General features: G+C 61.0%; 18 protein-coding genes. 16 read left to right on the forward strand and 2 right to left on the reverse strand.

Going from position 1 to position 21465, the window contains the following annotated elements; all coding sequences use genetic code 11:
- Positions 1-25 precede the first annotated feature (25 nt).
- From hsdR to BA190_RS20035, 8 genes are all read left to right on the forward strand, one after another.
- Positions 26-3400 (forward strand): type I restriction-modification system endonuclease, encoded by a 3375-nt coding sequence (hsdR, locus tag BA190_RS19995; RefSeq protein ID WP_068291217.1) that lies wholly within the window; start codon positions 26-28, stop codon positions 3398-3400.
- Complete coding sequence (locus tag BA190_RS20000; protein WP_068291306.1) at positions 3400-4872, forward strand: N-6 DNA methylase; 1473 nt, start codon at positions 3400-3402, stop codon at positions 4870-4872. Before hsdR ends, BA190_RS20000 begins: the two co-directional genes overlap by 1 nt.
- Positions 4869-6395 (forward strand): restriction endonuclease subunit S, encoded by a 1527-nt coding sequence (locus BA190_RS35400; protein ID WP_082979898.1) that lies wholly within the window; start codon positions 4869-4871, stop codon positions 6393-6395. Before BA190_RS20000 ends, BA190_RS35400 begins: the two co-directional genes overlap by 4 nt.
- 3 nt (positions 6396-6398) lie before the next feature.
- Positions 6399-7328, forward strand: a complete 930-nt coding sequence (locus BA190_RS20015; RefSeq protein WP_068291228.1) for a restriction endonuclease — start codon at positions 6399-6401, stop codon at positions 7326-7328.
- Positions 7329-7441: 113 nt separating this feature from the next.
- Positions 7442-8206, forward strand: coding sequence for a hypothetical protein (locus BA190_RS20020; protein WP_156771605.1), 765 nt, complete (start codon positions 7442-7444; stop codon positions 8204-8206).
- Positions 8207-8389: 183 nt separating this feature from the next.
- Positions 8390-8608, forward strand: a complete 219-nt coding sequence (locus BA190_RS20025; RefSeq protein ID WP_068291232.1) for a helix-turn-helix domain-containing protein — start codon at positions 8390-8392, stop codon at positions 8606-8608.
- Positions 8609-8613: 5 nt separating this feature from the next.
- Positions 8614-9141 carry a hypothetical protein gene (locus BA190_RS20030; protein WP_068291234.1) on the forward strand — a complete coding sequence of 176 codons (528 nt, stop codon included), beginning with the start codon at positions 8614-8616 and terminating at the stop codon, positions 9139-9141.
- An 84-nt stretch (positions 9142-9225) separates the two neighbouring features.
- The gene (locus BA190_RS20035; RefSeq protein WP_068291237.1) at positions 9226-9840 is read left to right on the forward strand and encodes a hypothetical protein; all 615 of its coding nucleotides are present in this window, start codon (positions 9226-9228) and stop codon (positions 9838-9840) included.
- A gap of 194 nt (positions 9841-10034) precedes the next feature.
- Here BA190_RS20035 and BA190_RS36035 read toward each other — a convergent pair whose 3' ends face one another.
- Positions 10035-10745: an HNH endonuclease gene (locus tag BA190_RS36035; RefSeq protein WP_156771606.1), complete on the reverse strand. Its 711-nt coding sequence runs from the start codon at positions 10743-10745 to the stop codon at positions 10035-10037.
- A gap of 137 nt (positions 10746-10882) precedes the next feature.
- The gene (locus BA190_RS35405) at positions 10883-12439 is read right to left on the reverse strand and encodes an AAA family ATPase (protein ID WP_082979899.1); all 1557 of its coding nucleotides are present in this window, start codon (positions 12437-12439) and stop codon (positions 10883-10885) included.
- Positions 12440-12980: 541 nt separating this feature from the next.
- Between BA190_RS35405 and BA190_RS20040 the strand changes: the two genes are divergently transcribed.
- The 8 genes from BA190_RS20040 to BA190_RS20075 all read left to right on the forward strand — a co-directional run.
- Positions 12981-13691 carry an SDR family NAD(P)-dependent oxidoreductase gene (locus BA190_RS20040; protein WP_068291239.1) on the forward strand — a complete coding sequence of 237 codons (711 nt, stop codon included), beginning with the start codon at positions 12981-12983 and terminating at the stop codon, positions 13689-13691.
- 209 nt (positions 13692-13900) lie between these two features.
- The gene (locus BA190_RS20045) at positions 13901-15088 is read left to right on the forward strand and encodes an alpha/beta fold hydrolase (RefSeq protein ID WP_068291241.1); all 1188 of its coding nucleotides are present in this window, start codon (positions 13901-13903) and stop codon (positions 15086-15088) included.
- 325 nt (positions 15089-15413) lie between these two features.
- Positions 15414-16082 (forward strand): helix-turn-helix domain-containing protein, encoded by a 669-nt coding sequence (locus tag BA190_RS20050; RefSeq protein WP_068291243.1) that lies wholly within the window; start codon positions 15414-15416, stop codon positions 16080-16082.
- Positions 16083-16110: 28 nt separating this feature from the next.
- Complete coding sequence (locus BA190_RS20055) at positions 16111-17220, forward strand: extracellular solute-binding protein (RefSeq protein WP_068291244.1); 1110 nt, start codon at positions 16111-16113, stop codon at positions 17218-17220.
- A gap of 232 nt (positions 17221-17452) precedes the next feature.
- Positions 17453-18307, forward strand: coding sequence for an ABC transporter permease (locus BA190_RS20060; RefSeq protein WP_068291310.1), 855 nt, complete (start codon positions 17453-17455; stop codon positions 18305-18307).
- Positions 18304-19092 (forward strand): ABC transporter permease, encoded by a 789-nt coding sequence (locus BA190_RS20065; RefSeq protein ID WP_068291308.1) that lies wholly within the window; start codon positions 18304-18306, stop codon positions 19090-19092. The genes BA190_RS20060 and BA190_RS20065 overlap by 4 nt, the downstream gene beginning before the upstream one ends.
- A 1-nt stretch (position 19093) precedes the next feature.
- Positions 19094-20239 (forward strand): ABC transporter ATP-binding protein, encoded by a 1146-nt coding sequence (locus BA190_RS20070; protein WP_068291245.1) that lies wholly within the window; start codon positions 19094-19096, stop codon positions 20237-20239.
- Positions 20240-20311: 72 nt separating this feature from the next.
- Positions 20312-21465: FAD-binding oxidoreductase (locus BA190_RS20075; RefSeq protein WP_068291247.1), on the forward strand; the 1154-nt coding region annotated here is incomplete at its 3' end.

Here is a 21465-nt window from a genome sequence, read left to right on the forward strand (position 1 = left end):
CTCTGCGCAACCGCGTGGGGTGGTCATGGTGGCGTCTGTAAATTTCGGTTTTTTAGCCGTACACGATCCCAAGCTCGCGAAACTGGGCGAGCTTGCCGAACGTTACTTTCAGGACGATCCATCGACCTGTCTCGTCAAGCTACGGCAATTTGCCGAGACCCTGGCCAAGGTGATCGCTGCACGCCAAGGTGTTTATCAGGATCGCGATACGTTCGATGAAACCCTGCGCCGGCTGTCCTATGGCAACATCATTCCCATTCAGGTTGCCAAGATTTTTCACGCTCTTCGAAAGATCGGCAACGTTGCTGTCCATGAGGTCAAGGGCGACCACGCAAACGGGCTGACCGGGTTGCGCTTTGCGCGCGAGCTTGGCGTCTGGTTTCATCGCACATATGGCGATCCGAAGTTTAACCCTGGTTCGTTCGTTCCACCTCAACCGCCGGTTGACGCTACGTTGTCCTTGCGCAAGGAGCTGGAGGAACTGCGTGGAAAGCTTCTCGCCAGCGAGAATGCAGCAGCTACTGCACGCCGAGAGGCTGAAGAACATGCTCGCGAGCGAGAAAGCGTCGAACATCGACTGAAGCGCCAGTCCGAAGAGCGCACAGCCTTGGAGGTACTCGCGCAAGAGACAGAGGCCGAGAAGAAAGCTCTTTCTCAAAAACTTGCCGAATTGCAGGCCCAAGCAGCTGCTGCACCACGTGCTCAGACGCAGGAGCTTGTCGAACGAGGCGAGGAAGCGGCGACACGGATCGATTTGGACGAAGCCGAAACGCGGGCGCTGATAGACCGTCAATTGCAGGACCGTGGTTGGGAGGCCGATACCAAGAACCTGCGCCACAGCGCCGGCATACGCCCCGCAAAGGGACGCAATCTAGCGATTGCGGAATGGCCAACGGCCAACGGCCCGGCCGATTATGCCCTTTTTGTCGGCCATGCCCTTATGGGTGTGGTGGAAGCCAAGCGCCGGCGCAAGAATGTCTCCGCTGCTATCGATCAGGCTGAGCGATATTCTATCGGCTTGCCCTCTTCGGAGGAATCGACGGCTACGGGCGGCCCCTGGGGCGACCACCGCGTGCCCTTTGTCTTCGCCTCGAATGGCCGCCCCTATCTGCGGCAGGTCGAGACGGAAAGCGGTGTCTGGTTTCGTGATACGCGCCGCGGCGCCAACCACCGCCGCGCCTTGGTCGACTGGCCGACGCCCGAAGGTTTGGCAGGCTTGCTGGAAGTCGATCAGGACGCCGCCAACGCCTCCCTGCAAAACCAGCCTTTCGATTTCGGCTTTCCGCTGCGCCCTTACCAGATCAATGCCATCCAAGCCGTAGAGCAGGCGCTGGCTGCGGATCGGCGCTCCATGCTGGTGGCGATGGCCACCGGTACCGGCAAGACCAAACTTGCGATCGCCCTCCTCTACCGGCTGCTTTCGGCCAAACGCTTCCGGCGCATCTGTTTCGTCGTCGACCGTAGTGCCCTCGGCATCCAGACGGCCGGCGAGTTCTCAACCACCAAAGTCGTTTCGGGCAAGACCTTCGCCGATATCTTCGGTCTGAAAGGCCTGGAAGACACCACGCCCGACTTCGAGACCAAGGTGCATATCTGCACCATCCAAGGCCTGGTCAAACGCGTCCTCTATACGGCCGATCCCTCCGAGGCCCCGCCCGTCGACCAATATGACCTCATGGTCATCGATGAATGCCACCGTGGCTATCTGCTCGATCGCGAAATGTCCGACGCGGAAATGAGTTTCCGAGGCGAGGACGACTACATCTCGAAATATCGGCGCGTGCTGGATTATTTCGATGCGGTCAAGATCGGCCTCACCGCTACGCCGGCACTCCACACCACCGAGATCTTTGGCGAGCCGATCTTCCGTTATTCCTATCCGGAGGCGGTGATCGATGGCTATCTCATCGATCACGAGCCGCCCATCCGCATCGAGACGGCCCTGGCGCGGGATGGCATCGGCTTCTCCGAAGGCGAGCAGGTCGAGTATTTCGTGACCGATACCGGCGAGATCAACACAGCGATCTTACCGGACGAGGTGCATTTTGAGGTCGAAGCCTTCAACAAACAGGTCATCACCCACGATTTCAACCGGGTGGTCGCCGAAGAACTGGCGCGGCACATCGATCCGGCCCTGCCAGGCAAGACGCTGATCTTCGCCGCAACCGATGCGCATGCAGATATCGTCGTTCGCGCCCTTAAGGAAGCGTTTGCGCAGGCCTATGGTGAGATCGACGATGCGGCCGTGAAGAAGATCACCGGTAGCGTCGACCGGGTGCAGAATCTCATCCGCTCCTACCGCAACGACGCCAATCCGAAAATTGCCGTGACTGTCGATCTTCTCACAACCGGTATCGATGTGCCGAAGATCACCAATCTCGTCTTCCTGCGCCGGGTGAACAGCCGCATCCTCTACGATCAGATGATCGGTCGCGCCACGAGGCGATGCGACGAGATCGGCAAGGAAGTCTTCTACATCTTCGATGCCGTCGATCTCTATCCGCACCTGCAGAATCTCACCGACATGAAGCCGGTGGTGGTCAATCCGTCCATCAGCTTCGAGCAACTGGTGCAGGAGATGATCGGCGCGACGGAGGACCGTCAACGCGACGCCATTCGCGGCCAGCTAGCGGTGAAGCTGCGGCGGCGGCTGAAGAAACTGTCTCAGCAAGACCGCGAGCGCCTGGAGGCCGTGGCTGGCGTCACACCGGAGGCAATGCTGCAACAGATCCTGACACAGGACCCCGCCATCCTTGCTTCATGGCTGAGAGACCGCGTTGACATCGGCCCTCTGCTCGACTGGCAATCGGACGGCGGTACGCCCCGCGCGCTGCCGATCTCGACCCATACCGATGAGATCATCGCCGTCACGCGCGGCTATGGCAGTGGGCAGAAGCCGCAGGATTTTCTGGAGAGCTTCACCGCTTTCATTCGCGACAACGTCAACACACTCGCCGCCCTCAAGCTGGTGGTGCAGCGCCCGCGCGACCTCACCAGAGCGGATCTCAAGGAACTGCGCCTAGCTCTCGATCTCAAGGGCTATTCCGAAGCGAGTCTGCGCCGGGCCTGGGCCGACGCCAAGAATCAGGAAATCGCCGCCTCGATCATCGGCTTCGTACGCCAGGCAGCGCTTGGGGACCCGCTCACGCCTTATGGCGATCGCGTCAAGGCGGCCATCCGTCGTATCCTGTCGAGTCGGCAATGGACCGAGCCGCAGAAACGCTGGCTGAACCGCATCGGTGAACAAGTCGAAAAAGAGATTGTTGTCGACCGCGAGGCGATCGACAAGGAACCTTTCATCGCCGATGGTGGGTTCAATCGCCTGAACAAAGTGTTTGGCGGCGAACTCGAATCCGTCCTTGCCGGCATCAATGAAGAACTATGGAAGATGAGCGCCTGATGACCAGCACAACCGATATCGTCGCCAAGCTCTGGGGCCTGTGCAACGTCCTCAGGGACGATGGCGTCACCTACAACGAGTATGTGACGGAGCTCACCTATCTGCTCTTCCTCAAGATGCTGGAGGAGACCGGACGCGAGAGCCGGCTACCGGAAGGATATCGCTGGAACATCCTCGCCAAGGCGGAGGGCGACGAGCAACTGCAATATTACAAGCGCATGCTGCTCGATCTCGGCCGGCCGGACGTGCGCGACGGGTTGGTGCGCGCTATCTTCACCGATGCGCAGACCCGCCTGCGCAAGCCCACCAACCTGAAGGCGCTCACCGCCAATATCGATCAGCTCGATTGGTTCTCTGCGCGCGAGGAAGGCCTCGGCAATCTCTATGAAGGCTTGCTGGAGAAGAACGCCTCGGACAAGAAGTCAGGCGCTGGCCAATATTTCACGCCACGCCCGCTGATCGATTGCATCATCCGCCTGATGAAACCACAGGCCGGCGAAACGATCCAGGATCCGGCCGCCGGCACGGCGGGCTTTCTCGTCGCGGCGGATCATTACATCAAGCAGCATACAGACGATCTCTATAAGCTCTCGGAAGCACAAGCCTTCTTCCAGCGTAACAATGCCTTCGTCGGCGGCGAGCTGGTGCCAGACACCCATCGCCTCTGCCTGATGAACCTACTGCTGCACGGCATCGAGGGCGGCGTCGAGAATATCGACACGCTTTCGCCCGACGGCGAGAACCTCGGCAAGGCGGATGTCATCCTCACCAACCCGCCCTTCGGCACCAAGAAGGGCGGCGGACGGCCGACCCGCAGCGATTTTTCGGTCACGGCCGATACGTCGAACAAGCAGCTTGCTTTCGTCGAGCACATCGTGAGGGCGCTGAAGCCCGGCGGACGCGCCGCCGTGGTGGTGCCGGACAATGTGCTGTTCGAGGACAATACCGGCCGTCGCCTGCGCACCTGGTTGATGGAACTCTGCGACCTTCACACCATCCTGCGTCTGCCGACCGGCATTTTCTATGCCCAGGGCGTCAAGACCAACGTGCTGTTCTTCCAGCGCGGGAAAAACGACAAGGGCAACACCAAAGCCGTGTGGGTTTATGACCTACGCGCCAATATGGAGGCCTTTGGTAAGACCCGCCCGCTCACCAGTACCGATTTCGCCGCGTTCGAAAATGCCTACGGCGACGATCCCAACGGCGGTTCAGTTCGTACCGACGAAGGAGAAGAGAGCCGCTGGCGCCTCTTTACCCGCGAGGCCATCGCCGCGCGCAACGATAATCTCGACATCGCTTGGCTACGCGATACCGAAGTTGAAGCCGAGGAGGCATTGACCGAGCCAGAAGACATAGCCGCCGCCATCATCGGGCATCTCAGGGCTGCACTGGAGGAAATCGATGGGCTGTCCGCGGAATTGGGTGGCGATGACAGTAGCGCTGAGAGTGCAGTAGCAGAGGCTGCCGAATGAGTGGGCGAGAGGCGTCGACGACAATTATTCCTGGAAAATACGCCTTATCGGTCGGAGATCCGGCAATCAGATTGCCCGTCGGATGGTCATGGGCGCTGCTAACAGACATCGCTGCACTGGGAACTGGTCACACTCCCAGCCGTAAGCATCCCGAATATTGGGGCGACGATGTTCCCTGGCTTGGAATTCGAGATGCTGGTGCACACCACGGAAGAATTATTAACGCCACGACTCAGAACATAACCTATCTCGGCCTAGCCAATTCCTCTGCTCGTCTGCTGCCAAAAGGGACTGTCTGCCTGTCGCGGACAGCGTCCGTTGGCTACGTGGTGAAGATGGGGCGCGATATGGCTACAAGCCAAGATTTTGTTACTTGGTCTTGCGGCGAGGCGCTCGATCCAGATTATTTAATGCAGGCACTTATAGCTGAGGGCGAAGATATACGTCGCTTTGGAGAAGGTTCTACACATACAACCATCTACTTTCCTGAGGTCAAAGCGTTTCATCTTGCTCTTCCTCCGCTGCCCGAACAGCGCCGCATCGTCGCAAAGATCGACAGCCTCACCGGCAAATCCAAACGCGCCCGCGAGCATCTCGACCACATCCCGCGCCTCGTCGAGAAGTACAAGCAAGCGGTGCTGGCGGCGGCGTTTCGCGGGGATCTAACTCACCAGTGGCGGGTCAAGCAGCCAGATATTGAAACAGCTGAGATGCTGATCTCCCGAACTAAGCAACCTGCAAAATCTCGTGGGGGCAGAGACGCGACTACTAACGTTAGGCCGGGCATCGCGGGGCTGTCCATAAACAACCCTGGAACACCGGTTCCCGCAGGTTGGGCATGGACGCCCTTGGGACGAATCGCCAAGCAGGAAACCGGTCACACGCCAAGTAGAGCGAGACCCGAATATTGGGATGGAGGCGTACCCTGGATCGGCATTCGTGACGCAGGGAAGCATCACGGCACCGTCATACGCGATACTATCCAGACAATTTCTGACGCAGGACTGGATAATTCGTCTGCACGATTACTGCCGGCAGGCACCGTATGCCTGTCTAGAACAGCTTCTGTGGGTTATGTCACCATTATGGGTAGCCCGATGGCTACCAGCCAAGATTTCGCGACATGGACATGTTCCGATGCTCTGGTCCCGAGATTTCTAATGTATGCTTTAATGGCCGAGGGCGATAACATTCGAAAATTCGGCGAGGGGTCAACCCATACAACGATATACTTCCCAGAAATTCGGGCTATGCATATTTGCCTCGCTCCACTTGCCGAACAAGGGGAGATCGTCCGGCGCATCGAGTCGGCTTTTGCCCGGGTAGACAGTCTTGCCGCCGAGGCCACCAGCACACGCAAGCTGATCGACAAGCTCGACCAAGCAATCTTGGCCAAAGCCTTCCTAGGTGAGTTGGTGCCGCAGGATCCGACCGACGAACCTGCCTCAGTGTTGCTGGAGCGCATCCATGCCGAGCGCATCGCCGCACTCAAAGCCAAGCGTGGTCGCAAGGCGGTGAGGTGAACGATGCCCATTCCCGATTATCAAACGCTGATGTTGCCCGTGCTGTGTTTGGCGGCCGAAGGCGAGAAACGCAGTGCCGATGTCGAGGCGCGCATCGCCGACGATCTCAAATTAACCACCGAGGAGCGGGAACAGCTCCTGCCCAGCGGTGGGCAGCGGCTCCTCTACAATCGAATCCGGTGGGCCAAGCTCTATATGACGAAGGCGGGTCTTCTTGCCTCTCCCGCTCGTGGGCGTTTCGGCATTACCAAGGCAGGGTCTGATCTTCTCGCGACCAATCCTGGGCGCATCGACGTCAAACTGCTGAAGGCCTATCCGTCTTTTGTGGCCTTTTACAATTCGTCACCACCAACGGGCGAGGAGCCGCGGCCAATTCCGGCTTCGTCGCCATCACAGGATATCCCCGACATCAACCCGGAGGAGCAGATCGAGCGCGCCTTTCAGGCGACTCAGACCGCCCTTCGGGCAGACTTGCTGGATCGGATCGCCCAGAACAGCCCCACCTTCTTCGAACAGCTGATCGTCGATCTCCTCGTTGCCATGGGCTATGGCGGCTCGCTCCGCAACGCCGCCGAGCATCTCGGCCGCAGCGGCGATGGCGGCATCGACGGCATCATCAATGAAGATAGGCTGGGACTCGACCGTATCTATGTGCAGGCCAAGCGCTATGCCAGCTCAAATGCAGTGGGCCGGCCTGACGTACAGGCCTTCGTGGGAAGTCTAGTCGGGCTCGGCGCGACCAAGGGGGTTTTCGTTACCCCCTCGACTTTCAGCCCGCATGCTCGCGACTATGTCCGCCATCTCGTTCAGCGCGTCATCCTCATCGACGGCGAGCGTCTTGCCGACTTGATGATTGAGCACGGTGTGGGCGTGCGCGTTAGCCGTACCTTGGAATTCAAGCGACTCGACGAGGATTTCTTCACTGAGGAGTGAGGCTTTCGAGAACTCACACTCATTCCCGCCTTAGAACATAATGAGAACATTTGCTTGCCAACGGTCGCGCACGTTCGTCATAATCGGCCGACGTTCAGCGATGGAAGAAGCAGATGGATCAGGGTTCGGACTTAGCTTTTGTCGGCAAACCAGCACGCAGACCCACAAGCCTCGATTTTTGGAGGCTCTGTGACGCGCTCTCAGTCGTCCAGGCAGCCCTCCTTTTAGTCGGGCTCGATCCCAGTGAAGACGGCGTCCAGGAGTATGTCGAGGAATGGGAAGCCCATCGCCAGCCAACCCAGTATAATTCCGCCAAGGCCGCTCTCGTCGGCGCTATACGGCGTTCGACCCTGGATGCAAGCATTGTCTACATGGGCAATCCCGAGAATGAATTCGACGGCTATCGTCGCGAGGTTGATTTCATCAATCCGCACAGGACCATGATCGAAGTCACCGATTTGCGCCGGTGGCTGTTTTCAAAAGGGTTCACGACCGGCTTCTTTTTTCCCGATCGGCAGAAGGATGCCGATTATCTCGATCCGGACCACCCGCGCTTTGCTCCCAAACTGGCGGCCGCGGTCCATGCCTGGCTCGCAGTCGAGAACCCTGGCAGCAAGTCGCCGAAATCGGCGCTGGAAAAATGGCTGCGGGAACATGCGGCGGAACACCGCCTGACCGATCCTGACGGCAACGTCAATGAAACAGGCGTTCAGGAATGCGCCAAGGTTGCCAATTGGGAGCTTAAAGGCGGTGCACCGAGGACCCCCGTGCAAGTGCTCCCTCCTCCCTCTCCAACAGGAGTGAAAGCCGCGCCTCGGCTGGCGGCTGTCGCCAAGAGCAAATACAGTCTGGACGACGATGATGACATTCCGTTCTGAGGGTTCGGCGAAACCCTGGGGAGGGTTTGGCCAAAACCTTACCTAGGCCTTGCCACTTTCACCGAAAACCCAGCGCGAATGCGCCACGGGTTTTCTGGAACCTACCCTCCTATCCCCCGGCCATGGTTTTCGCTCATGTTTCCTAACACCCGGCACGATCCGGGCCATCATCAGGAAACACAGATGAACACCGACGACCAAACGCTCTTGTCTTCACACGCCTTGCTCCACCGCATCAACGATATCGTGCGAATGACCAATGTCGGTCGTACAACCATCTACGGCGAGATTGCCAGCGGGCGGCTTCGCATCGTCAAGCTGGGCCGCGCCACCTTGATCCGGGACGGTGATTTTCGGGCTTGGCTCGATAGCTTGTCGTCGAGCGAACGCCATGCAGCCTAACCATCATGGCGCTCGCCACCAAGCAGCGGGACCGCCCGCATGCCCGGCTCTATGCCGAATGGCTGCACCTGCCGGCCTGGGACGCCCTAAGCCCCGAAGCCATCACCTTGCTTGTCACGCTGATGGCGCGCTTTCGCCCCTTCGACGGCAACTGCATCGCCCTGTCGGACCGGCAGGCGACTGCACTGGCGCATTGCTCCCGCCCGACGGCGGTGAAGGCCGTCGCGAGCCTGGTGGAACTGGGCTGGCTCGAAATCGAGGCCATCGGCTCGTTCCGAGGCGCCCGCGACAAGCGCATCTCGCGCTATTCGCTCACCTGTCAACCGCGCTATGCCGGCGAGCCCGCCAAGATGACTTTTCTCCATTGGCGACCACTGGCGAGCGGCCAAAAGGAAAACCGCAAACGGCCACAATCCGCACCAACAAGGGCCAAGGAACAAACCGATGACGACAGACTTCACATCGCGTCGCACGATGCGCAAATCGTTGACATCACTGGTGCTTCGTCCAATTCCGGCCGGCCCGTGCATTAGGGGTGACACAGCTAGTATTGCGGCTGCCCCTCTGGAAATCGAAAGTCTCCCTCGACTTCTGTCGGGCCGTAAAAGGAGCGCGGCATGAGCACGAAGACAAAAACGGCTCCGCACAAGGCGCCGAAGGTCGAAGACGGCGTCGCAAAGAGCCAGGCGATCCTCATGACGCATGCCGGCGTCAATGCCGCCGCGATCATCGAGAAATTCAGCGCTTCCGCCATGGGCGAGCCCGGTATCGAGTTGATCGCCGCAGCGGTGGGCAGCAACATCGATAAAGTGCAGGCCGGCAACATGGGCGGTTGCGAGGCCATGCTAATGGGACAAGCAATGGCTCTGCAATCCATGTTTATGAGCCTGTCGCGGCGCGCAGCCGCGCAGGACTACCTTAAGCAATACGAGACTTATCTGCGGCTTGCCCTGAAAGCCCAAAGCCAGTGTCGCACCACACTGGAGACTTTAGCGGCCCTCAAGAACCCGCCGGTGGTTTTCGCCCGGCAAGCTAATATCGCCAACGGCCCGCAACAGGTGAACAACGGCGTTGCCACCCCGACCGGCCCGCGCGCGGAAGAAACACATTCTGCGCCAAACAAACTATTGGAGACCAGCCATGAGCAGCCTATGGACATCCGACCGGCGAGCGCGCCAGGCGACGATAATTCGGCAGTGGCAGCCATGGTTGAAATCCACCGGCCCGCGTAGTGCAAAGGGAAAAGCAACCTCCTCGCTCAATGCTTGGAAAGGCGGCAAGCGGCTCGCGATGCGGGATGCCGTGCGCGAGATCAGGAAAGCGTTGCATGTTCAGGAACAACTGCTTGATGAGACGAGGGCTGAAGCGCGCTGCGCCTACGCTCATTTGACGAAATAAAGTTTACCTGGAGATTGAGGCGATGATTTCAGCGCGCCGGTAAGAAGCCACCGCTACAAAACCAGTTACTCTCGGACCACGCGCGATAAGCCGCAGTTCGCCAGCCATTTGCTCTGGCAGTCGCACAACTTATGGCGCGCCGGTGCAATTCGTCGCGTACTCCTCGTTCGGGATTTGCAGCGTTCAGCAAACTTAACTGATGTCGGATGTTCAGGAGTTCTTCAGCTGCTTCCGAGGCGAATAGCGCTGCGAGTCCAAGCGATCGGAAGTGGCTTTGCACTCTAGCGACTAGGACGTCGCTCCAGCCAGCGGGGCGCGTGGTGTAAAACCGCAATGCTGTCGGTCGGCGTTCGACAACCTCCGCATGCAACCAAACTTCGTCGCTTAACCGGTCGAAATATGGATGCAATGGCACCTCTTCGGCTGATGCCGGAATCGCGTCAAGCTTGGCTTTATTACAATCTGAACAAGCTGGAATGAGATTCAACGGTGCCACGGCCAGAGATGGAAAATGTGCTTTTGGGAGATGATGATCGAGGGTGGCAACGGATCGTTGCATACATAGAGGGCACCGACCGCCCGGGGAGGCTGCAAAAATTGCGTCATAGATGTCGCGGCCTGGTGCGCCGATCTTAGCCATCCTCCGTGTATAAACTTTTTCCATTTCGCCGACGGTGATATCCGGAGCAACTATATTGTGAGCAGCGATCTCATCAAGGCGAGCGCGCTGGGCTGCCAAATCGAACTGCTCCGATGCCTCCACAATTGCCGGCCTTGCCGCTGTCAGACGAACAGCAAGTCCCTCATCGCGAACCCGACTTATACACGTGCCAAAGGCTGCCTCAGCTGAATACGCTGGTCGCTCAAGAGCCCACATCAGGGATCCTCATTTTCTGGATCCGGCTGCGCAGCGAATAAGCCTTGGATAATTGCTCGGGCTTCGTCGCCTAGCTCATCGTGAAATCGACGTATCACATGGTCGTAGCCTGGCAACTTGGCAACAGCGTCCCGGAGCATCTTGTGAAAACCTGACTGTGTCACCTCCAGCCCAAACACCTCGCGCGTGAGCAATCCTACGTTCTCACCAAATGTTTGTATTTCTGGACGCTCTGCTATCGCACGCATCCCGCTGCGCCTTACCATCCAGACACAGCTCGCCGGCACTTCTTGCAACACAACGGGAGAGTGCGTCGCGATTACAGCGACCCCGTTACGGTTGATTAGTAGGTCGGAAAGGGCTCGAACGAATGCAGCGAGAAGTGGCGGATGAAGATGCGCCTCTGGTTCATCGAGCAATACAAGTGTCTTCTCTTCGACAGTTTCCACAAGTCTCGTAATCGTGAGAAGAACGATCTTGTGCCCTGAACTCAAGTTTTTGAATATTCTTCGCGCATCAGACTTAATTTCATCAGCCTCAAGGCCAGATTGCGCAAGAGAAGAGACTTCTGCGTCTCGAAAAATCGGGTCAGCCTGTAGCATATCTAGCGCCCGCTGCCATCGGGCGACCTTAGCACCTTGTCGACAAATCAGAACACTATTTACGAAATCAACAGATAACGCATCAGGACTTTTCGGTGGCTTAGTTTTGCCGTCTTTATCTTTGCCCGTATGCTTTAAGCCAATGTAAGCATAGCGGACACCCTCGGATTTATCTTGGCGCCAAGGTAAAGGGTCAAATGGGTCGAATGCACTGAATGTAACGGAAACTAAGCTAGTAAACAGCCGATCATCATCGAACTCGTCAACTTCGGCGGAAAAGGCACCGAATTCATCTGCGTTGGTGTTCCCCTCAACGATTGCGCGAGTCATATCGTTGAGCAGCGTTGTTTTTCCTACCCCGTTACGGCCTATCAGAACGTGTACGTTTGTTGGCGGATATGACTCAGGCGCAACACTGAATGTCAGACTAAGCGGCTCTACATTCCGGGAGCGCCTAGGAGCGGTGTAGCTGAAATCGTAATGAGTAAGGCGAACTCCACCGAGAGCCATTCGACGAAACTGCCCAGTGACTGTCGAACGGTCTACCGAGCGCAAAAGAGATGTACCAGTCACTTTCTGGTCGAGGGCGCGTTCAAAAAGTTCGGCATCGAGGGCAACATCACGAAGCGCACGTAAGACACGATCCCGTATCGGCGCGCCCAAGCCATTGAGATCATCGTAATAGCTATCATCTTGTCCCAGAGAGAAAAATCTCTCGTCAAGTTCATCAAATTCATCGGGAATATTCGGTCTGCGTTGCCCTTCCTCCATGGCGAACTGGCCTATTTTCACGCCGCCAATAGTATGACGCGTACCACTCTCGTCGAAAACGATGAGGGTATAAAGGGTTGAATACTTAAACCAATCGTCCCAACTATCGACGATGAGAAAGGCTCTGTTGATCGTCTGTTGTGATGATCGAAGCCCTCCCGCTAGAACACGAAAGTAGCTCATCTACGCTGAAGTTCCCCGAAGCGCTTCGTACGAACAAGATCCTACTTTGGTGCAGAACCCTTCACAAGCGTGTCGACCTGCACGACGCCGAATGCGGCAGACTTCTCTCGTGTTTCGAGCTGCGAGCGGAGGTTCAAAAAAGAATGCGGTCTAAGCCTGAGTCCCCAAGAGCCGTAACGAGCAGATTAAACGACCGCGGCAAAATGGTCGACTAACTCCCCTTCAGAGGACCGGAAGTGCAAAGATGAAATTCTGTCAAAGCCTTGGCTAAAGAGCATCTCCGCCGCTCCACGGAGCGGACGAGCGCTGCAAGCGAACCGTGCTGGTGGTATGATTGGTGGTATTCTCTATCTGAAGAAAAATTAAAATCTAAGTATATCAATTACATATGCTACGAATTTGATGACGGCTAGGGCACCAATCTCACTTCATGCCGAAGGATGTGTCGCCGCGATCCGTCATGCGTGCCACGATCCTCGCCCTTCCCTCCTGCTTCCACCCGTGACACTCTCCCGGTCCAGCCACACCAGGGAGCCCTGCCATGTCTTCGTCCCCCGCCATCATCGTCACCGGCGCGGCCGGCAATCTCGGGGCCGCGGTGGTACGCGAGCTTGCCAAAGGCAGTGCCCCGCTCGTGCTGATGGAGCGCTCGGCCGAGAAACTGGAGGCGCTTGTCACCTCGCTGCCCTCGGGCATCGAGGTGCTGTCAATCGTGGGCACCGACATGACTTCGCAAGAGGCCTGCGAAGCGGCAGTGGCTAAGGCCGTGGAGCGGTTCGGCACGGTCGGCGGGCTCGCCAACACGGTGGGCGGCTTCGCGATGGCCCCGGTCGCCAAGGCGCTGTCGCAATGGGATGCCATGCTCACCGGTAATGCGCGCACGGCGCTCGCCATCAGCGCCGCGGTGCTGCCGGCGATGCAGGCGGCGCGCCAGGGCCGCATCGTGCATGTGGCGGCGCTGGCCGGGCAGAAGGCGTCGGCAGGGATGGCCGCTTATGCCGCCTCCAAGGCGGCGCTGCTGCGGCTCACCGAGGCCATCGCCGAGGAATATCGCAAGGATGGCATCACCGCCAATTGCGTGCTGCCCGGGGTGATCGACACACCGCCGAACCGGGCCGCCATGCCCAAGGCCGATACCAGCTCCTGGGTGGCGCCCGAAGCGATCGCCCGGCTGATCGCCTTCCTGCTTTCGCCGGAGGGCGGCGTGGTGACGGGTGGGGCCATCCCGGCCACCGGCGTGCCGGCTGCGTGAGCCCACGGGGTTGTCCCCTGGGAGTACGGGCATCACAGCGACATGCTTGCATGTCGCGATATCAGCTCGTCCTTTCGCAAGATCGGCTTTTCCAGGAGCGGACAGGATGTCCGCGCTCCCGGGAGGTGCTGGATGTCGCCCCCGGGCAATTGCCCGGCAACAATCCAGGGCTATAGTTCCGCTCAAAACCCTGCCGGAGGAGGAACCGCATGCCGACCCCTTTCATCCGTCTCGCCAAAGCGGGCGCGCTCGCTCTGCCCCTCGTGCTGGGCCTCGCCATGGGCGCCGCATCGCCCGCCAGCGCCAAGGGGTGCGAGGACCTGGCGGCCGGGCGCTGCAAGGTGAAGCTGCCCGGCGGCATCACCATGGCCTATGTCGAGACCGGGCCGAAGGACGGGCCCGCGGTGCTGCTCATCCACGGCCTCACCGACAATATCCGCTCCTGGTCGACGACGATGGCGGCGCTGCACAAGCGCGACCCCGGCCTGCATATCCTTGCCATGGACCTGCGCGGCCACGGCCAGACCTCGATGCCGCCCCGGGCGGCCTGTTCGCCCGCGCCGGAGAAATGCTTCCGGACCAGCGATTTCGCCGGCGACATCGTCGCCTTCATGAAGGCCAAGAAGATCGCCAAGGCGACGCTGGCCGGCCATTCGCTCGGCAGCTTCGTCACCCAGGAAGTCGCCCTGGAGCATCCCGAGCTGGTCGAGCGTGCCGTACTGGTGGCGAGTTCCACCAAGGGCGTCGACAATGTCGCCCTGCGCGACTACGTGCTGAAGGAGCCGGTGGAAGGCTCCTGGAAGAAGGCCTTGGAAGCCAAGGGCTGGAAATATCCTGCCGGCTTCTACATGCTCACCCCGCTGAAGGCCGATCCCAAGGCCGAGGACTGGATCGCCAAGAACTGGGTGGTCGACCCGGCTGCCGATCCCGCCTTCCTCAAGCCCTATGTGCCGGAGACCGCCAATGTGCGGCTCGGCACCTGGATCGGCGCCAGCAAGGCGCTGCTCGCCACCGACAACACCGAGCGGCTGAAGGGCTTTTCGGTGCCCGTGCTGGTGCTCTGGGCGACGCAGGACAGCATCTTCCTGGAGGCCGACCAGGCCTGGCTGAAGCAGTCGCTCGGCGAAGCGGCCAAGACCAAGGGCATCCCTGCTTTCTGGAAGCGCTACGGCGTGATCCCCCTGCCGGCCTCCGGGGCGCAGGTCAGCGATATCGGCCACAACGTGCAATGGGGCGCGCCGGACGCCGTCGCCGCCGACATCGAGGCCTTCATCAAGACGGGCGCGCCCACCAGCGATCTCCTGCACAGCGACAAGCCGCCGGCGCTCGACCACATCGTCACCGAGCCGGGCAAGGCGGAGGTGATCAAGCTCGGCCAGCCGGCTACGGGGAATTGAGGGAGCGGGACCGGCAAGTTCGGTGAGAAGCGTAACGGTTCCGGGCCGACCTGGAGAGACTCACTCAGCAATCGCAACGAGGCCGGGAAAAGCTCAATTTTGTCATTGCCGGGCCTGTCCCGGGCATCCAGCTTCCGCTGTTCGTTGAGACTGCGGCCCTGGATTGCCGGGACAGGCTCGGCAATGACAAAAGTCGAGTTCCGTCGATCTTCGGTCGACCTCCTCAGACCGGCCTACCGAAACGCGTCTTCGCGCGTTCACTTTAAGGCTTGTTAAGTACGGCAATTCACTTTATGACTTGTTAAGTGAACCTGCCGAGGCCCCGATGAAGCGTGCCGACGATCACACTGCCGACAGCGGCGCCGCACCCAATCTGGAAGCGCGGCACTCGAGCGTCCTGGGCCAGCGCGTCAAGGACTTTCGCACCGCGCGCCGGCTGACCCTGCGCGAGCTCGGCGATCTCACCGGCACCACCGCCAGCTTCCTCTCCCAGCTCGAACGCGGGCTTTCCGGCGCCAACACCTCCACGCTGATGGGGATCGCCAACGCGCTCGGCATCAATGTCGCCGACCTCTTCGACGAGGGCGAAGCTTCGCCGCACAAGGTGGTCTCCCGCTCCGAGCGCCCGGCCTTGCCGGCCAGCGGCGGCTGCCACAAGACTCTGCTGTCCCGGCGCCCGCTTCGCGACCTCGAAGTCTATTCCGGCGAGTTCGACGTCGGCGGCTCCACCGGCGACCAGCCCTATACCCACGGCAATTCCCACGAAATGTTCCTGGTGCTGCGCGGGCGCCTGCAGCTGACTCTCGGCCAGGAGAGCTTCATCCTCGAGGAGGGCGACAGCATCGAATATTCGTCCTCGACGCCGCACAAGACGGTGAACATCGGCGACACGCCGGCCGAGGTGGTGTGGATCATCTCGCCACCGACCAGCGGCGCCGCCGATCTCGACCAATATGTGATCCGGAAATCGCTCGCATCCGGATCGCCACAATAAACAAGCGAGTCTTCAGAGGGATAATGGGATGACAACTGCAACGGCATTCGCCCAAACATCTTGCGTAAAAGCGTTTCGCGCCGGCCTGGCCGGCACGGCCTTCGCCCTGCTGGCGGCCTCCTCGGCCCTGGCCCAGAACGCACCGCCCGCCGGTACCATCGCCGAGGGCTCCTTGAAGGACAAGACGCTGACCTTCGTCTCCTATGGCGGTATCTACCAGGACGGCCAGAATGCCGCGCTGAAGGAATTCGCCGACAAGTCCGGCGTCAAGCTCCTGAATGACGGCCCGACCGAGCTCGCCAAGCTCCAGGCGCAGATCGAATCGGGCAACGTCACCTGGGACGTCGTCGATACCGGCGACCTCGCGCCCTTCGCCTATTGCGGCAAATATTTCCAGAAGCTCGACTTCACCAAGATCGACATCTCGCACATCCCGCCCGGCCAGGTCGGTCCCTGCAGCGTGCCGGCCATGAATTACGGCATCGTGCTGATGTACAAGACCGACAAGTTCAAGGATCATCCGCCCAAGAACTGGAAGGACTTCTTCGACACCAAGAATTTCCCGGGCACGCGCGGCATCGACGGCAGCGGTGACCCGCCGGTCGGCCTGCTCGAACAGGCGCTCCTGGCCGACGGCCATCCGGTGGACAAGATGACGCCGGCGGACATCGACACGGCCATCGCCCGCATCAAGGCCCTCGGCCCCGACACCGTGTTCTGGAAGACCGGCGCCGAATCCCAGCAACTCGCCGAGTCCGGCGAGATCGACATGCTGCTGATGTGGACGGGACGCGCCATGACCGCGGTCAAGAACGGCGCCAAATACACCCCCGTCTGGCAGGACTGGCTGGTGGTCAAGGACCAGCTCACCATTCCGGTCGGCGTCAAGGATCCCGCCGCCGCCCATGCGCTGATCAACGCCTATCTCGGCAAGACCGCGCAGGAGGCCCTGACCCAGAAGACCTCCTATTCCCCGGTCAACAACGAGTCCAAGCCGCAGGTCGACGCCCAGGTGCAGGCCTTCCTCACCAACACCCCCGAGCGCGTCAAGCAGGGCTACGGCTTCAACACGGCCTTCTGGACCGAGAACTTCGAGGCCCTGAACGAGAAATGGGGCTCCCTGCTGGCGGGCAATTGAGGCGGAGCAGAAAGAGGCGAGCCTCCCTTCTCCCCTTGCGGGAGAAGGTACCCCGAAGGGGTGGATGAGGGGGACACGCAACCTTGATGGTTGTCCGCCAACACCCCTCATCCGTCATTGCTTCGCAATGCCACCTTCTCCCGCAAGGGGAGAAGATTAGTCGTGCCTTGCTCGTCCCGGCCGAACCGTTTGAACTCAGGAGCCGCACGTGACGGACACCATGCAACCCTCCATGGCCATCGGCCGGCAGCGCAGGCTGAGGCCGCTTTCGGCCTATCCGTCGCTGCTGGCGGTTCCGGCCGTGCTGCTGCTGATCCTCGCCATGGGCTATCCCCTGGCGACGGTGGTGGTGCGCAGTTTCGCCGAACCGAGTTGGGGCCTGCAGAACTATGTCTGGTTCTTCTCCACGCCGGCGAACCTCACCGTGCTGGCCCGCACCTTCTCCATCGCCGCCTGGGTCACGCTGGTCTGCGTGATCGCGGCCTATCCCTATGCCTATCTGATGACGGCTGTCGGGCCGAAATGGCGGCTGGTGCTCATTCTGTGCGTGCTGGTGCCGTTCTGGGTCAGCGGCGTGGTGCGCACGCTCGCCTGGGTCGTGCTCCTGCAGGATTCCGGCGTGATCAACACGGCGCTCCAGGCGGTCGGCCTCGACGGCATCAAGCTGATCCGTACGCCGCTCGGCGTGGTCATCGGCATGGCGCAGGTGCTGCTGCCCTTCATGATCCTGCCGCTCTATTCGGTGATGCGCAGCATCGACCTGCGCCTGATCCAGGCGGCGCGCAGCCTCGGCGCCAACCCTGTCAGGGCCTTCTGGCAGATCTACCTGCCCTTGTCGCTGCCCGGCGTCTTCGCCGGCGCCATCATCGTCTTCATCCTCTCGCTCGGCTTCTACATCACCCCGGCCTTGCTGGGCGGGCCGCGCAGCACCATGCTCTCCACCTTGGTGCAGAACCAGGTGCTGAGCCTGCTGGCCTGGGGCCGCGGCGGCGCCATGGGCGTGATCCTGCTGGTGGCGACCTTCCTGCTGCTCGCCATCGCCGCGCCCTTGATGCGCCAACGCCACAAGCAGGCGTCGAGGAGCTGACGATGAAACCGCTGCGTCTCTTCCTCGCCCTCTTCTGCCTGCTGGTCGCGATCTGGCTGGTGCTGCCGACACTGGTTATCATCCCGATGTCGTTCAACCAGAACAAGTCGCTGGCCTTTCCACCCTCCGGCTTCTCCTGGCAGTGGTACGAGAACTTCCTCACCAATCCGGACTGGTCGTCCAGCTTCGTCAACTCGCTGCGCATCGCCACCATCGTCGCCATCATCGCCACGCTGATCGGCACGCTCGCCGCCCTCGGCCTCAGCCGCATGAAGCATGCGGGCGGCGGCATCCTGCGCGCCCTCCTCATCACGCCGATGGTGGTGCCGGGCGTGGTGCTGGCGGTGGGGATCTATTCGGTCTACCTCACCTATAAGCTGGTCGGCACGGATCTGGGCTTCGTCATCGCCCACACCATGCTGGCGATTCCCTTCGTGCTGATCGCCGTCTCCGCGAGCCTGGAGATGTTCGACGTCAGGCTCGAAAAGGCGGCGGCCAGCCTCGGCGCCAACCGCTTCACCACCTTCCGCACCATCACGCTGCCGCTGATCGCGCCCGGCATCCTGTCGGGCCTGCTCTTTGCCTTCGTGACCTCCTTCGACGAGATCATCGTCGCGCTGTTCATCACCAATCCCTACCTGAAGACGCTGCCGGTGCAGATCTTCACCTCCATCACCCGCGACGCCGACCCCACGGTCGCCGCGGTGGGAACCATCGTCTTCCTTGCCACGACACTGCTGATCGCCGCCGGCCTCCTTCTCGGCGCGCGCTCGAAGAGGAGCTGAGATGTCCAACGCAGCCGCCGTCTCCACCCCCGCCGCATCCACCCAAGGCGCGGCCGGCGCCGCCATCGACATCCGCAATGCCAGCAAGCATTACGGCAGCTTCACCGCGCTCGACGATGTCAGCCTCCATATCGAGCCCGGCGAGTTCATGACGTTGCTCGGCCCCAGCGGCTCGGGCAAGACGACCACGCTCAACGTGGTGGCCGGCTTCACCGAGCTTTCCAGCGGCGCGCTCGCCGTCGGCGGCGAGGACATTGGCGGCCTGCCGGCGCACAAACGCAATATCGGCGTGGTCTTCCAGCACTATGCCCTGTTCCCGCACATGACGGTCGGCAAGAACGTGGCCTATCCTCTCGCCTTGCGCGGCGTTCCCAAGGGCGAGCGCGAGGCCCGTGTCCGCCGCGCCCTCGACATGGTCAAGATGGCCGATTTCGCCCATCGCTATCCCAGCGAGCTCTCGGGCGGCCAGCAGCAGCGCGTGGCGCTGGCCCGCGCCATCGTGTTCGATCCGCCGCTCCTCCTGATGGACGAGCCCCTCGGCGCGCTCGACAAGAAGCTGCGCGAATGGTTGCAGCTGGAGATCAAGCGCATCCATCGCGAGCTCGGCACCACCTTCGTCTATGTCACCCACGACCAGGAGGAGGCCCTGGTGCTGTCCGACCGCATCGCCGTGTTCAACCATGGCCGCATCGAGCAGGTCGGCACCGGGCGGGAGCTCTATGACGAGCCGGCCACCCTCTTCGTCGGCAAGTTCATCGGCGAATCCACCACCTTGCGTGGCGGCGTGGAGACCTCCGGCAGCGAGACCTGCCTCTCCATCGCCGGGCAGAAGGTGGTCTCGCGGGAAAGGCTCGCCGACGGCCGAAAGCCGGTGATGCTGCTGCGGCCGGAGAAGCTCTCGCTCGCACCGGCGGCCACGGGCGCGCGTGACGGCCACAACAGCCTGTCCGGCCAGGTGAGCGAGGCGATCTATCTCGGCTCCAGCTCGAAATATCAGGTCGTGCTGGCCGACGGTTCGGTCGCCATCGTGCGCGCGCCCCTGGAGAGCCGGCCCTTCGTCATCGGCGAGGCGGTCGATCTTTGCTGGGCGGCCGGCGATGCCAAGCTATTGGCCGACGACGAGCGCGCCGACCTGACCCTGACCTGAGTTTTTTCTGCAATCCATTCGTCGCCGGAAACCGGCATCATCATTCATTTCCTTACGCACGAGACCCCCATCATGGACGTCAAGACCAACGGCAACATCTCGTTCTGGTATGCCGATATCGGCGGCGTGCCCGGCTATCGCCCGGCGCTGCCGGGTGACCGCAGCGCCGATGTCTGCATCGTCGGCGGCGGCTTCACCGGGCTGTGGACGTCCTATTATCTGAAGCAGGCCAATCCCGGCCTCAACATTATCGTGGTCGAGAAGGAATTCGCCGGCTTCGGCGCCTCCGGGCGCAATGGCGGCTGGCTTTCGGGGGGCTTCGGCTGGTCGCGCGAGAAATATCTGAAGACCTCCTCGCGCGGCGCGGTGGTCGACATGGAAGCGGCGATGCACGGCTCGGTGAACGAGGTGATCGCCGTGACCGAGCGCGAAGGCATCGACGCCGACGTCCGCCGCAACGACACGCTGACGGTGGCGGTCAACCAGGCCCAACTCGGCCGCATCCGCAAATCCTACGACTACGAAAAAGGCTGGAGCGTTCCCGACGCACGCATAAGCCTGATCGGCCGCGAGGAGATGCGCAAGCGCATCGAGATCCACAATGTCGAGGGCGCCCTGGTGCATCACGACACCGCCCGCGTGCAGCCGGCCAAGCTGGTGCGGGGCCTCGCCGCCGTGGTCGAGCGCCTGGGTGTGTCGATCTACGAGCAGACCGAAGTGACCCGTATCGAGAAGGGCGCGGTGACCACCAAGCGCGGCACCGTGCGCGCGCCGATCATCATCAGGGCGACGGAGGGCTTCACCGCCGGCATTCCCGGCTTCGAGCGCCTGTGGATCCCGATGAACAGCGCCATCCTGATGACCGAGCCCCTCAGCGAGGAGCAATGGAGCCGGATCGGGTGGAACGGCTACGAGCTCCTGGGCGATGCCACCCACGGCTATTGCTATGCCCAGCGCACGCGCGAGGGCCGCATCGCCATGGGCGGGCGCGGCGTGCCCTATCGCTACGGCTCGGCCACCGACAATCGCGGGCAGACCCAGGCCGAGACCATCGCCCAGCTCTACGCCATCCTGATGCGCCATTTGCCCCAGACCAAGGGGTTGAAGATGGACCATGCCTGGTGCGGCGTGCTCGGTGTGCCGCGCGACTGGTGCACCACCGTCGGCCTCGACCGCAAGAACGGCATCGGCTGGGCCGGCGGGTTTTTGGGGCCGGGGGGCTCCCC

It is taken from the genome of Labrys sp. WJW (assembly GCF_001676615.1).
Taxonomy (GTDB): domain Bacteria; phylum Pseudomonadota; class Alphaproteobacteria; order Rhizobiales; family Labraceae; genus Labrys; species Labrys sedimenti.